This is a genomic window from Chitinophaga sp. YR627, assembly GCF_900114995.1.
Taxonomy (GTDB): Bacteria; Bacteroidota; Bacteroidia; order Chitinophagales; family Chitinophagaceae; genus Chitinophaga.
Genome location: NZ_FOUX01000008.1, coordinates 22509 through 36435, shown reverse-complemented (window position 1 = coordinate 36435; position 13927 = coordinate 22509). Strand labels below are relative to the sequence as shown.

Genomic DNA, 13927 nt, shown 5'->3' with positions numbered 1-13927 from the left:
GCAAAATAAATAGCATTTGTATGCAGAAAAACGAATTAATTTATATTTTCACAGTACTTCAACCAAAACCGCGTGTATATGAAAAAGCTGCTCCTGCTGGTATTGTCCGCATTTATCAGCCTTCCCGTTCTTGCGGACCTGATACGTATCAATCAACTTGGATATGCGCCCCTGGGCAGCAAGGTTGCGGTTTGGTGCAGTAAAGAACAAGATACATTAAAATATTTTGAACTGGTCAACGCCGCTACAGGCAAAGTTGTGTATAAAGGAAAGGCAGGCAGGGCCGCAGGCGCTTATGGTCCTTTCAGCCAAACTGCCCGACTGGACTTCTCTTCTTTTACCTCGCCCGGACAGTACTATCTGCAAACTGCAAAAGCAACATCTCCGGCATTCCTCATCAGCGATACTGCTTATAAAGGAGCTGCTGACTTTTGTCTGCGATATATGCGTCAGCAACGTAGCGGTTTCAATCCTTTTCTGAAAGACTCCTGTCATACGCACGACGGCTTTCCGGTATACGGCCCGGATACAGCATTTATCCCTGTTTCCGGTGGCTGGCATGACGCCTCTGACTATCTGCAATATGTCACTACTTCTGCCAACGCGACCTGGCACCTGCTGGCTGCCTGGCGCGACTTCCCCGGCGTATTTTCAGACTCATTACAGGCAAACGGTCTGCCAGGCGGCAATGGTATAGCTGATGTGCTAGATGAGGCAAAATGGGGGCTGGATTGGCTCATTAAAATGAATCCCCGGGACGACAGGATGTATAACCAGATAGGTGATGACAGGGACCATCAGGGAATGCGTATTCCAAAGCAGGATACCAATTTTTATGGCCGCGGACTGGAACGACCTGTATATTTCTGTACCGGCGAACCACAAGGGCTCCTGAAGTATAAAAACCGGACTACCGGTACTGCATCCACCGCCGGAAAATTCAGCAGCTGTTTTGCCCTTGGGCAACAGTTATTCACAAACATCCATGCCGGCTATGCAGATACCCTCGGTCATAAAGCCAGGGCTGCCTATGCTTTCGGAATGGCCAAACCGGGTGTTTGTCAGACGGCGCCGGGGCGTTCCCCCTATTTTTATGAAGAAGATAACTGGACAGATGACATGGAACTGGCAGCCGCTTCTCTGGGAAAAGCCTACCTTCCCCATGCACTCGACTTTGCCCGCCAGGAACCAGTCACGCCCTGGTTAGGGAAAGACACTGCCCGCCATTATCAATGGTATCCTTTCATCAATCAGGGCCATGCAGAACTGGCCAGACAAATAAAAGGTCCGCAAAAAGATACCCTGATCCGCTATTACCGGGAAGGGATAGAACGGGTCTGGCAGAAAGCCTCGAAGAATGCATTTTACAGGGGCATTCCATTCATCTGGTGCAGCAATAATCTCACCGTCGCTTTTGCCATACAGTGTTACTGGTACCGGGAACTGAGCGGTGACAATACTTATCTTCAACTGGAACAGGCCTGTTTTGACTGGATCTTCGGATGTAATCCCTGGGGCACTGCTATGGTGTATGGATTGCCTGCTCATGGAGATACCCCAACGGATCCTCATTCTTCTTTTACACACCTTAAACAGTATCCTATTGATGGCGGACTGGTAGATGGTCCGGTATATACGAATATCTTCAAAAACCTGATCGGGATTCAGTTACAGGATGCAGACGAATATGCGGAATTCCAGAGCGATCTGGCCGTATACCATGATGATTATGGCGATTACAGCACCAACGAACCAACTATGGATGGTACTGCTGTGCTTATCTATCTGCTGGCAGCCCAGGAGCATGCCGCCAGAGAAAAAGGTTATACAGTTACACAGGGAGGCATCACCAGGATGGATAGTACGCATAAGGAAATTGCACTGGTCTTTACAGCAGATGAATTCGGAGAGGGGCTATCCGCCATCACACAAACTTTACAACAGGAAAAGGTCAAAGGTTCTTTTTTCTTTACTGGTAATTTTTATCGCCAGTCGAAGTTTAAAACGGGTATTCAGCGATTATATAGGGAAGGGCATTATCTCGGTCCGCACTCAGATAAACACCTTTTGTATTGCGACTGGCAAAAGCGGGATAGTCTGTTGATAACACAGCAACAATTCACGGAAGATATCCACAATAACCTGGTCGCCATGCGGCAACTGGGTATCGATACCGACAAGGTCAACTGCTTCATCCCGCCATATGAATGGTGGAATGACAGCATCGCTAAATGGTCTGCAAACCTAGGCTTACAGATTGTCTGCTTCACACCGGGTACCGGTAGTAATGCAGATTATACATATCCTGAAATGGGAAAAACCTACAAAAGCAGTGAAACGATCATTCAGTCTGTAAAGACTTTTGAGCAGCAGCGGACGGGAAAACTGAATGGAGTTATACTGCTGATCCATGCAGGTACAGATCCCCGGAGAAGGGATAAACTGTACCTGCATTTACAACAGCTGATTAAGTATCTTAAACAAAAAGGATATCGATTTAAAAGGGTCGATGATTGTACTATCTGACCTGTCCGTCACCTCTGACGAACCATTTCTCTGTCACCAGTTTCTCCAGCGCAAAAGGTCCGCGTGCATGCAGCTTCTGGGTAGAGATACCAATTTCAGCACCTAATCCGAATATGCCACCGTCTGTAAATCTGGTGGAAGCATTCACATATACGGCTGCAGCATCCACTTCATTCAGGAAACGTTCGCTGAGTGTGGTATTCTGTGATATAATAGCTTCAGAGTGTTTGGATGAATATTCCTGTATGTGTTGCAGGGCTTCCTCTAGTCCATCTACCACTTTCACCGAACATTTAAAATCCAGGAATTCCCGTCCGAAATCAGCAGGCGTAGCCTTGATCAGGTAAGGATATTCCAGGGCTTCCAACAGGTTAAAAGACAGTTCATCTGCAAAGATCTCTACATCATAATCCTGTAAGGAATTAGCGAGCAAACGCAGTAAATCAGGCGCTACATCTTTATCTACCAGCACCGTATCCAGCGCATTACACACGGAAGGGCGGGATACTTTTGCGTTGGTGATAATAGCGCTGGCCTTCTTCAGGTCTGCGGTCTTTTCCACATAAGTATGACAAACCCCTGCTCCTGTTTCGATAACAGGTACTTTGGAATTTGCGCGTACATAGTCGATCAGCTGCTGTGACCCGCGCGGGATAATGATATCAATATATTTAACCGCTGTCAGCATTTCACCGATTAACGCTCTGTCTACCGGCAATAACTGTACTGCATTGGGATCGGCATTAAACTCCTTTAGTACCTGCTGTATCAGGTCAACCAGGATAATATTCGTATGGAATGCGTCTGTACCGCCACGTAACACGGCCACATTCCCTGATCTGATACAGAGTGCCGCTACATCCAGTGTAACGTTCGGTCTTGATTCATATATAACTCCTACCACGCCAAGGGGCACTGTACGTTTCTGTACCTGTAAGCCATTGTCCAGGGTTCGTTCCACCAGTAGCTGGTTGGCCGGGTCCTGCAGACCGGCTATATCGTTCAGACTATCCACCAGTTGTTTAATGCGGGCAGTATTTAATAATAAACGGTCTTTTTTGGGGTCCTGATCAGACATCTTATCCAGGTCCTTTTTATTCTCCGCAACGATTGCATCGGTATTTGCTTCCACTACAGTGGAAAGCTTCCGCAGCAATTCCTGCTTTTGCGCATCAGGCAGTGTCTTGAGTGAAGGGGTGGCTGCCTGCGCCTTCTCCAGTAAAGGTTGTATAGATTCCATCTTCTGGTTTTTTATCACAATTGTTTATAACAACACGATGTCATCAGCATGTGCGATCTCGAGATTCTGCACCTTGCCCTCATCTGACAAAAGATCAGAGGACACTTTCGCACGCGCTACTGCAATAACATTATGTTCCTCATCGACGATCTCAAAGACCTCTCCGCCTTCAAATCTCTCCAGCACGGTCAGGACGCCTACTGCCAGCAAACTACGTCTTTTCTGCAGAGCTGCGAGCGCACCCTCGTCCACCAGCACACGGCCGGTTACGAGACTACCGCTGGCCAGCCATTTCTTACGGGCAGGCATACTACATTCCTGCGGCAGACATAAAGTACCCGTGTTACCCGCGATAGCATTCAGGATCCCATCTGTAGTATGGATACCGAATATCACTACTTTAATACCCATCCGGGTGGCCAGGCGGGCAAAAGTGAGCTTGGATACCATACCTCCCAGTCCGAGGTTGGACTTTTTGGTGTCTGCCAGTGACAGGATCGACTCATCGATCGCATCTATCTTGGGAACGACCTTCCCTTCCCTGTCAAGGACGCCTCCTACGGAAGTGCTGAACAGCAGCATACTGGCGCCGAAACCAACTGCTATCAGGGTGGCCAGTTCGTCGTTATCTGAAAATTTCAGTTCCAGGTCACTCACCACGTCATTCTCATTAGCCACGGGGATCACGCCACTGGCCCATAATTCCTCATATGTCTTCTTTAGCTGCAGGAACTGGGCCCTGTTGCTGAAATGCCTGCGTTCACAAAGACTCTGGGCGATGGCGATGTCATACGGCGAGAAGTAACGGGCATATTTGCTTAGCAGCAAGGGGTTACCTATCGCCGCTGCTGCCTTACGTTCGCTCATCGTACCCCCGTAATTCTTCAGGTACTTCTTACCTGCAGCTACGGCTCCTGATGACACTAATACGATATTGTATTCATCCTTAAGATCGGCCACCTGCCTGGCTATTGAAGCCACTATTGTTTCATCCAGCTCCCCGTTTTCATGTGTAATGGAAGCTGTCCCAAATTTTATTACTAATATCGGTTTTGTCACTGCTCGCTGAATTTGCCGACAAAATATTGAAAATGCCTCATTTTTTCATTATTTACATTTCATTTAAACTCTTTTACCCGGCTGTGACAAGTCGTTTACCCCGGAACTTTTATTTTGCGGGGTTATCTAATCGCTAAAATACACATTGACAATGGGCGCACGTTTGGCTACTCGTCTTTCATTATTCACTGCATTATCATTATGCACGCAGCTTTCCCTGCAGGCCCAGGACAAAAACCTGGTGCAGTATGTTAAACCTATTATCGGTACGGAGAAGATGGGACATACCTATCCCGGCGCCACTGTCCCATTCGGAATGGTGCAACTGAGCCCGGAAACAGATACCCTTCCGTATGAAATGAACGGCCGTTATAACCCGGACGTTTATAAATACTGCGCAGGATACCAGTATGTAGATAAAACCATTACAGGTTTCAGCCATACGCACTTCAGCGGTACCGGTCACTCTGATCTGGGAGATTTCCTGATCATGCCGACTACCGGTAAACTGCTGCTGAACCCTGGTACAGCGACAAATCCGGAAACAGGTTACCGCTCTACCTTCTCTCACGATAACGAAGTAGCTGAAGCAGACTACTATAAAGTAAAACTCGATAAATATAACATCACTGCTGAACTGACCACCACCAACCGTGTAGGCTTTCATCAGTATACTTTCACCGAAGCGACAGACCAGGCGCATATCATCCTGGATCTGATGGCAGGTATCTATAACTATGGCAACAAGAATGTATGGACATTCGTAAGAGTTGAAAACGATACCCTGATCACTGGTTATCGTCAGACTAACGGATGGGCGCGTACGAGGACAGAATATTTTGCCATGTCCTTCTCCAAACCGATCTCTCAGTATGGTCATCAGAACTATGCAAATGATGTATACAAAGGCTTCTGGCGCAAGTTTGACGTAGCACATAATTTCCCTGAAATGGCTGGCCGTCAGATCAGAGCCTGGTTTGATTTCAAAGTACAGGCAGGTGAAAAGATCAAGATCAAGTTTGCGCTGTCTCCGGTAAGCACCGAGGGAGCACTGGCAAACCTCCGTGCAGAAATACCAGGATGGGATTTCGACAAGGTAAAACAGGATGGTCAGGCACAATGGAACAAAGAACTGCATAAAGTGACCGCTCAGCTGAACAGCAACGACGAGATGATCAACTTCTATACAGCGATGTACCACGCCTTCCTCAGCCCTACTACTTACATGGACATTGATGGTAGCTACCGTGGCCTGGATCAGAATAACCACAAAGCAGAAGGCTTTACCAACTATACCACTTTCTCCCTGTGGGATACCTACAGAGCATTGCATCCGTTATTCAACGTTATCCAGCCTAAGCGTAACGCTGATATGGTACAGTCTCTGCTTGCACACTACGATCAGAGCGTACAGCATATGCTGCCGGTATGGTCACATTATGCCAATGAAAACTGGTGTATGATCGGTTATCACAGCGTATCCCTGATAGCAGATGCTATTATCAAAGGCAATGCACCTTTCGATCAGGAAAAAGCACTGGAAGCCTGTGTAACAACAGCAAGACACCGTAGTTATGATGGCATCGGTTATTACATCGACAAAGGTTATGTACCAGAAGATAAGAGCGGCGCATCAGTATCTAAAACACTGGAATATGCATATGATGACTGGTGTATCGCACAGATTGCGAAGAAACTGGGCAAGCAGGATATCTATGATGAATTTATCAAACGCTCTCAGAACTACAGCAATGTATACGATGCCAGCATCGGTTACATGCGTCCACGTCTGAATGACGGTACTTTCCGTGTGGCCTTCGATCCGCTGAAAACCGACAATCAGGGCTTCATCGAAGGAAATGCATGGAACTATAGTCTGTATGTACCGCAATACCCTGCTCAGCTGATTGAACTAAACGGTGGAAAAAAGCGTTTCTCTAAACACCTGGATTCCCTGTTCACCATGCACCTGCCTGATGAATTCTTTGCAGAGACAGAAGACATCACCCGTGATGGTATCATTGGTAACTACGTACATGGTAATGAGCCATCTCACCACGTAGCATACCTGTACAACTGGACCGGAGAAGCATGGAAAACACAGGAAAGAGTGCGTATGATCCTAAAGAAAATGTATCATCCAGGTGCTGATGGTCTGGGTGGAAACGATGACTGCGGACAAATGAGTGCATGGTACATCTTTACGTCCCTGGGCTTCTACCCTGTATGTCCGGGATCAGATGAGTACATCCTGGGTAGCCCTGCAGTAAAAGAAGCAAGTATTCAGCTGGAAAATGGTAAGACGTTTACAGTTGAAGCGATCAATCAGAGCGACAAAAACGTATATGTACAGAAAGTGACCCTGAATGGTCAACCTGTAACAAAAAATGCTATCAGTCATGCTGATATCATGAATGGAGGCCGTTTGGTATTCCAGATGGGTGCTAAGCCAAAGAAATAGTCGCTCCCCGCATAAAAGGAAAGGGACGGATGAGAGGAAATGCCTCTTGTCCGTCCCTTTTACTTTTTTGTGTAAATTTATAAGTACTAACCCATACATATGAAAGCGATACCACCCTCTTACAGCTTCAGGTTCCACAACCTGGGCATTGGTGAAATACAGCTTGGAAAAAAGCCGGAACATATTCCGGGCATGTTACCTTTTCCCTCTTATAACTGCAAAAACCGCTTCCGCGTTTATCCGGATCCTGCTCATTATCATGCCTTTACCGGCAATGCCAGGGGTACGATTGAACGGGATGACACCGGTATTGACCTGCAATACCTGTTTGCCGGCATTAACGAAGGCGGGTTCATAAACCGCATTTTTTTGTATCCGCAGGAGGCCAACGAACAACTGGCATGGCGATTGAGTCAGTTGTACGGAGAGCCCTCCACCGGTCAGGCCGCGGCAGGCACAAAAAATGCCTGGATTACAGACAGCGAAACGGAGATAACATTGTTCAGTCCAGCAGATGATAAAACAGCAGATACGGTCATAGCTTTTCGCTTCTTTCATGATCTTCCTGCATTGAAAGAGTATATCATTGAAGGCAACACGAAGTTGAAATAATACAAAAGAAAAGGCCTGCTAAAAAGCAGGCCAGTTATGGTACTTTGGGGGGGACAATACAATTAGGGTTTTCAAAGGGTACAATATTTTAAATCAGCATTCAGGCTTAATTGCCTTCTCAATATTAGAGAAAATAAAGTTGATCTGACCTTCATCGAGAACGTAAACGGAGAATGCAAGACACATCCTTAAGTTACCTGTTATAACACGCAAAAAAACCACGGTATAGCAAAACGCCTGTGACTCATACCAATAGCGCATTTTAACGCGATAAATAACTGATAAACAGTCTTTCCATTAGAGGTAAGTGGGGATAAAAAACCGGCAATGAATCAAAAGGAAATGTAGATTTACGCAAATACAAACTGCGTGAATCACGGTCATTATATAACCGATGTTTCCCGGTGAGAAATCAGCCATTTTTCAATTGTTATATAATAAGGGGAAGATTCTGAACGAAAGCACACAGAAAAAGCAGTAGTTACATGTGATTTTTTTTCACCACCGGTATTATGCGGTAAAAATATACCGATATTCACGCAGTTTTAACTTCATGTTCACACAAAAAAGGAGCATAAATACACGGATTTTATATTATATAAAACTATATATGATCTGATTAGATAGTAATTATAAATTTCTCATGTTTGTAATGTTATGATAATCATAAACTTACAGTAAAACCCCTATGCTTTTAAACCTAGTTTTAGGTTGTTAACGAGATTCAATAAACCTAAAAATACATATCTTATGTCAGCCGCAAAAATCATGAAAGCAGGTCAGTTCGTAGATAACAAGCACGTCTCAATGTTACGCGAAAACTATAGAGAAAACAGATGGAGAGCTAATTCTGAGCGACTTGGAAAGCCTGATTCTCTGAGCGTATGGTACAGCCTGGACGAGCTGAAGCAATATATCGAGACTGCTGAAGCGGCTGGTGCAGATGGCATCAGGGTTTATTTCGGGGCATACCCATCTGTTTTTCCGGAGAACGTATTACTTCAGGACAGGCAGACGATAGTTTTTGTTGCTACGCAGCAGAAAGCCGGTCAGACCGGTAAAACCGAAAATAAAGACATGTATGTTTCTACACCAGACGGACCTGAGATAATCGCGTTCAACTTCGGATTGCCTTGTCCGCCTTATTGTACAGGCGATCAAAGCAGAACTGGTCACAAAATTGCTGAGCTTCAGCTTTCCAAAATTTAATGTTTCCCCATCCACATAAATCATGTTCTAAAACTGCCGGATATTACCATCCGGCAGTTTTTTTAATAAGGAGGAAATTATCTTTTCTGCACTTTTACTAATTTACCAGTCGCATACAAGTCATTCATAACAGTTCAAAACATTTGCCACCAATATTCTATGTCCTGCGTACATACATATATGCTCGTGTTTTCTCATACGTCTCTATACCAGTTACCTATGCATGTATTAATCATTATTATCTGTTTTATCACAGCATTGCTGGCTAAACTGCAGAAAGACCCTCCACGGTACCTGAACTCATTCATTGTATATATACTGGTAACTATTATTGTGGAAGTAGTCGCCTGGTGGTATAGTATCCATAATAAACGAAACCTGATCTTCTATAACCTATATGCCATCATCAACTTTACATACCTGATCTTCCTGCTCCGATCTTTTATGACAAATGCGAGACTTGTCAGTGTAATGGGTGTTTTGATGTTTGCATATCCGGTATTGGCGCTTATTAACCTGTTCCTGATTCAGGGAACTAATACTATTTTCAATACTTATACGTTTCTATCCGGCTGCGTTATAGTAGTAACAGCCAGTGTCTGCTACTTTTATGAACGTATTAAATATCCCGGACCGCATAGCCTGCTGAAGGAGCCTGCCTTCTGGGTATCCACCGGCCTGCTCTTCTTTTATACCTGCAGTCCGCCACTGACAGGAGTAGTAAATGCCATATCATTAATGCCCTTTTATAACTTAAAGACACTTTATTTCATCAACCTTATGGTAAATATTATCCTATATTTATTGTTCAGCATTTCGTTTATATGCAATCTGATTTTCAGGAGGTATTCCTAGTCATTTTTACGTCCCTCTTCCTGCTTGTTTTGCTGGTGGGCTTTATCGTTATTATGTTAATACTGAATCAGAAAAGCAGGCAGGCACAGGCGCAGGAACTCAACCTGATGAAAGAAAGGTATGAACAGGAACTATTAAAATCACAACTGGAAATCCAGGAAAATGTATTTGGACACCTTTCCCAGGAAATACATGATAATATCGGGCAGTCGCTCACCTTTGTAGCACTTTCCCTGTTAACCGTACCAGTTGAAAATAACAGTGAGGCACATGAATATATAGAAGAAAGCAGAAAGGCTTTACAGAAAGCTATCACAGAATTAAGAGATCTTTCCCGCAGTTTACATACAGACCGCGTTACCGAAATCGGTCTTGCCAACTCTATCGACTTCGAGCTGGAGAGACTGAAAAGGACCAATTTGTACGAAACTTCTTTTAATTTTGCCGACGTAAGGAACCTGCTGGACCATCAGACTGAGATTATACTTTTCCGCATTGTACAGGAAATGCTCAATAACATTGTCAAACATGCAAAAGCCACTAAGGTAGAAGTCCGGCTTTCCCATAAAACAGATATCATCATTCTGGAAATCAAGGATAATGGTGTCGGCTTCGATCCCGAAGCACTGTTTGCAAGACAGGAAAGATTGAAAGGCCTTGGATTAATGAACATTAAAAAACGGGCCTCCCTGATAGGAGGCACATTCCATATCAATAGTGCGAAAAATAGCGGAACAGCCATTCGGATCACTATACCCATAAACAAAGAGTCATTACATGAGCATAACCAGGAAAGCGAAATATAGTGTTGCCATTGCCGATGACCATGTGCTGGTAAGAAAAGCGCTTGGCAGGCTGATTAATACTTTTACTGATTACTTCATCCTCTTTGAAGCCAGCAACGGCGAAGAAGTGATCAAGATCATCAATAACCGTGAGTTACAGTTGCCGGATATACTCATACTCGACGTTAACATGCCAGGCATGAACGGTTACGAAACCGCTGCCTGGATCAATAACCATTTCCCTCAGATCAAAGTACTCGCGCTCTCTATGCTCAATGATGAGTCAGTCATCATCAAAATGCTGAAATCAGGTGCAAAAGGTTATATCATGAAAAATGTAGAACCGGATGATCTCAAAGAAGCATTTGATTCTATTATAAAGAAAGACTTTTATCTGCCTGATTATATCTCCGGGAAAGTCATTTCCGGTTTGCAGAAAGACGTATTATCGCTCAGTGAGAAGATCGAACTGACACCAAAAGAAAAGACATTTCTGCAATTCCTCTGTACTGAGCTCTCCTACAAGGAAATTGCCCAGAAAATGTTTGTCAGTCCGCGTACCATTGATGATTATAAAAGCAGTCTGTGTGACAAACTGAAGGTAAAGACGCGTGTGGGACTCGTGATCTTTGGTATCAGATACGGCCTGATAGACATCAACACCGATTAAAGCGCATGATCTCTTTTTACTGCCTTACCCGACCATGCTTTTTGGGACGTCCACTCCTCCGGAGCTGCTGTCCAGAAAGTGTGGTCCGCCGGCAGGCCCAATGCTAAAAACCCTGTCGTACACAGGTACAAACTACCTGTAGAAGTATAGACATCCGCTATCTCCGGTTGATGTCCGCAAAAGCCCAGCTGTAACCAGCCCTTCTTATCAAACGTACCCGCTGCTTCAAATATCCGTTTCATTACTGCCGTTAGTGCCGCTCTTACCTGACCTGGCGTCAGTGTGGCCGGTAACTGTTCGTGTAATGCCAGCTGTACCAATGGCTGAAAAACGGCATTACGATAGGTCATAGAGCGCCCTACGACCGGGAATGTGCCTTCCGGTGAGATCTGCCGTTCCTGTATCTCTCCGTAACGCTGCATCCGGCTGATCGACTGCTCATAATCTTTTACCGGCGCCTTGCGGGCATCTGACAGGACCTTCAATATATCTGTCAGCATCGGCTGGATCACAAAACCATTATAGTAGTCAAAGTGGAAATCCGCCCCATCTCCATACATGCCATCTCCCTTATACCATTCCTGGTGTTTTTTTATGGCATAATCCACACGCATACCGTCCCATTCCTCTCCAAACAACAATAATGCAGCCTCTATGATACCGGCAAATAACAACCAGTTATTATATCCCGGCCGTATGCTCCGCAAACTTTTAAAGCCCGCTACGATCTGTTGTTTCACCGTATCGGGTAAGGGCTGCCATAACTGTTTAGGTGCGCGGATAAATGCATGCGCGAGAAATGCGCCATCCACCAGTGGCTGTCCATCAAACTGTCCGGTAAAATTCATCTGATCCGGCCCACCTGGTTGCACCGCCTGCGCAGTTCCCTTCAATGCGTATTCAATAAAACGAGCCCTTATTTTGCCTTCCGCTGTTCCATCTGCACCCAGTTCCAGCCAGGGTGCAATACCGGCCATAGTCCGTCCGAAAGCCTCCAGATAAGTCACTTTTTCCACTGGCTTATTATATCCTGGCGCAACCTCGAGCGGCATCTGCTGACGCAACTGTCCCATACTCAGCGATTTCATCACTGGTTCTGCAATACGGGTCAGCAACTGCACCCAGTATTCACGGTCCGCCTGTACAGCAGCACTTCCTGCCGGCATACGCTCTGCCAGCAGGAAGTGTCCTGATTTTACCACCCCTGCCATACCGGCCAGGGGAACAGCTTTTATAAAATGACGTCTGTGCATTATTTAGCCCATTGCTTGTATCGTAATAAAGCTTCTACAAAGTAATAGTCTGCATAGGTCAGTGGTACATCCACTTCTGATTTATGCGGAATAGAACCTACACTATGCATCAGGATAAAGTTGTTGTTCTCTCCTTCTTTCGCCAGGTAAGCCGGACTAGCTAAACTCTCCAGCATTTTCTCTGCTGCATTCCAGTAACGGGTAGCAGTTGCTCCTTTTGTGTAACGGCTCAGTTCCAGTAATGCAGACGCAGCTACTGCTCCTGCTGAAGCATCTCTCGGTGCATTCGGAATGCCAGGTGCGTCATAGTCCCAGTAAGGGATCAGATCTTCCGGCATACGTGGATGATTCAGGATATAATCAGCGATATGCTGCGCCTGTGCCAGATAAGCTTTGTCTTTGGTATCACGGTACATCATGGTGTAACCATAGAGTCCCCATGCCTGTCCACGGGACCAGGCAGATGTATCATTCGCACCCTGTGCGGTATTTCTTGCCAGTACTGCACCAGTGGTACTATCATAACCAATTACGTGGTAAGAACTGTAGTCTTTCCTGTAATGATGTTTTATAGTTGTATTCGCATGCGTACGTGCAATGTGGTCAAACGAAGGATCCTTGCTGACACGGGTAGCCCAGTTCAGCAGTTCCAGGTTCATCATGTTATCAATGATCACCGGGAATTCCCATTTGCCATGATCCCATGATTTGATACAACCTACTTTCGGATTGAACCTGGTAGACAGTGAACGCGCACTTGTCAGCAGTACTTCCTTATACTTCGGATCTTTAGTGATACGATACGCATTACCGGCGCTGCAATACAACATAAACCCAAGGTCATGCGTCCCCTTGTTATTCTTCTCAACCTCCACCTGTGCTGTACGTTTCAGTGCTTCCTGCTTCAGGGTATTGTCTTTGGAATATTCATACAGATACCACAGTGTGCCGGGGTAAAAACCTGCTGTCCACCAATTTGTCTTTGCCGTCACAAAACTGCCGTCTTCATTATTGGTTGTACGTGGTAATACGTCGTCAGGTACATGCTGCATCATCAGTTTATACTGACGTACGGCGAGGTCCAGCGTTTTGTCAGCGGTAGCAATGAGTTCCTTTTTGCGGTTGCTCTGCTGAGCATACCCTGTTGTAATGGCGCCTGTTAGCAGGCATGCACAGAATAGGAGTGATAGTTTTTTCATCTCGTGTAATTTTATTACCCGCACTACAAATTGTACGGTGATTGACCAATTATTTTTA

Annotated in this window: 11 protein-coding genes; 7 read left to right on the top strand and 4 right to left on the bottom strand. The window is 45.4% G+C overall.

Annotation, left to right across the window (positions count from 1 at the left end):
- Positions 1–78: 78 nt before the first annotated feature.
- On the top strand, positions 79–2526 hold the full coding sequence (locus BMZ72_RS34275) for a glycoside hydrolase family 9 protein (RefSeq protein WP_089815732.1): 2448 nt from the start codon (positions 79–81) through the stop codon (positions 2524–2526).
- On the opposite strand, the gene BMZ72_RS34270 is transcribed toward BMZ72_RS34275, so the two are convergent.
- On the bottom strand, positions 2519–3766 hold the full coding sequence (locus tag BMZ72_RS34270) for a glutamate-5-semialdehyde dehydrogenase (RefSeq protein WP_089815730.1): 1248 nt from the start codon (positions 3764–3766) through the stop codon (positions 2519–2521). The two genes, BMZ72_RS34275 and BMZ72_RS34270, sit on opposite strands and share 8 nt — an antisense overlap.
- Before the next feature lie 24 nt (positions 3767–3790).
- Complete coding sequence (gene proB, locus BMZ72_RS34265) at positions 3791–4825, bottom strand: glutamate 5-kinase (RefSeq protein ID WP_089815728.1); 1035 nt, start codon at positions 4823–4825, stop codon at positions 3791–3793.
- A gap of 151 nt (positions 4826–4976) precedes the next feature.
- Here proB and BMZ72_RS34260 point away from each other — a divergent pair, with 151 nt between their 5' ends.
- The 6 genes from BMZ72_RS34260 to BMZ72_RS34235 all read left to right on the top strand — a co-directional run bounded on the left by BMZ72_RS34260 (position 4977) and on the right by BMZ72_RS34235 (position 11417).
- Positions 4977–7286, top strand: coding sequence for a GH92 family glycosyl hydrolase (locus BMZ72_RS34260; protein ID WP_089815726.1), 2310 nt, complete (start codon positions 4977–4979; stop codon positions 7284–7286).
- Positions 7287–7385: 99 nt separating this feature from the next.
- Positions 7386–7898, top strand: coding sequence for a hypothetical protein (locus BMZ72_RS34255; protein WP_089815725.1), 513 nt, complete (start codon positions 7386–7388; stop codon positions 7896–7898).
- 750 nt (positions 7899–8648) lie between these two features.
- Positions 8649–9107 carry a hypothetical protein gene (locus BMZ72_RS34250; RefSeq protein WP_089815723.1) on the top strand — a complete coding sequence of 153 codons (459 nt, stop codon included), beginning with the start codon at positions 8649–8651 and terminating at the stop codon, positions 9105–9107.
- Between the two features lie 219 nt (positions 9108–9326).
- Positions 9327–9962 (top strand): hypothetical protein, encoded by a 636-nt coding sequence (locus BMZ72_RS34245; RefSeq protein WP_089815721.1) that lies wholly within the window; start codon positions 9327–9329, stop codon positions 9960–9962.
- Between the two features lie 53 nt (positions 9963–10015).
- A complete protein-coding gene (locus tag BMZ72_RS34240; protein ID WP_177223022.1) occupies positions 10016–10768 on the top strand; it encodes a sensor histidine kinase in 753 nt (250 codons plus the stop codon).
- Complete coding sequence (locus BMZ72_RS34235) at positions 10740–11417, top strand: response regulator transcription factor (protein ID WP_012794385.1); 678 nt, start codon at positions 10740–10742, stop codon at positions 11415–11417. The genes BMZ72_RS34240 and BMZ72_RS34235 overlap by 29 nt, the downstream gene beginning before the upstream one ends.
- Here the strand turns inward: BMZ72_RS34235 and BMZ72_RS34230 are convergent.
- Positions 11414–12670 (bottom strand): DUF2264 domain-containing protein, encoded by a 1257-nt coding sequence (locus tag BMZ72_RS34230; RefSeq protein ID WP_089815717.1) that lies wholly within the window; start codon positions 12668–12670, stop codon positions 11414–11416. The two genes, BMZ72_RS34235 and BMZ72_RS34230, sit on opposite strands and share 4 nt — an antisense overlap.
- Positions 12670–13869: a glycoside hydrolase family 88 protein gene (locus BMZ72_RS34225; protein ID WP_089815715.1), complete on the bottom strand. Its 1200-nt coding sequence runs from the start codon at positions 13867–13869 to the stop codon at positions 12670–12672. Before BMZ72_RS34225 ends, BMZ72_RS34230 begins: the two co-directional genes overlap by 1 nt.
- Between the last annotated feature and the right edge of the window lie 58 nt (positions 13870–13927).

Bases quoted from the DNA above. Each gene is read 5' to 3' on its own strand.
- BMZ72_RS34260 (WP_089815726.1), top strand. From the start codon at position 4,977: ATGGGCGCACGTTTGGCTACTCGTCTTTCATTATTCACTGCATTATCA.
- BMZ72_RS34240 (WP_177223022.1), top strand. From the start codon at position 10,016: ATGTTAATACTGAATCAGAAAAGCAGGCAGGCACAGGCGCAGGAACTC.
- BMZ72_RS34230 (WP_089815717.1), bottom strand. From the start codon at position 12,670: ATGCACAGACGTCATTTTATAAAAGCTGTTCCCCTGGCCGGTATGGCA.
- BMZ72_RS34250 (WP_089815723.1), top strand. From the start codon at position 8,649: ATGTCAGCCGCAAAAATCATGAAAGCAGGTCAGTTCGTAGATAACAAG.
- BMZ72_RS34275 (WP_089815732.1), top strand. From the start codon at position 79: ATGAAAAAGCTGCTCCTGCTGGTATTGTCCGCATTTATCAGCCTTCCC.
- BMZ72_RS34255 (WP_089815725.1), top strand. From the start codon at position 7,386: ATGAAAGCGATACCACCCTCTTACAGCTTCAGGTTCCACAACCTGGGC.
- BMZ72_RS34235 (WP_012794385.1), top strand. From the start codon at position 10,740: ATGAGCATAACCAGGAAAGCGAAATATAGTGTTGCCATTGCCGATGAC.
- BMZ72_RS34245 (WP_089815721.1), top strand. From the start codon at position 9,327: ATGCATGTATTAATCATTATTATCTGTTTTATCACAGCATTGCTGGCT.
- BMZ72_RS34225 (WP_089815715.1), bottom strand. From the start codon at position 13,869: ATGAAAAAACTATCACTCCTATTCTGTGCATGCCTGCTAACAGGCGCC.
- BMZ72_RS34270 (WP_089815730.1), bottom strand. From the start codon at position 3,766: ATGGAATCTATACAACCTTTACTGGAGAAGGCGCAGGCAGCCACCCCT.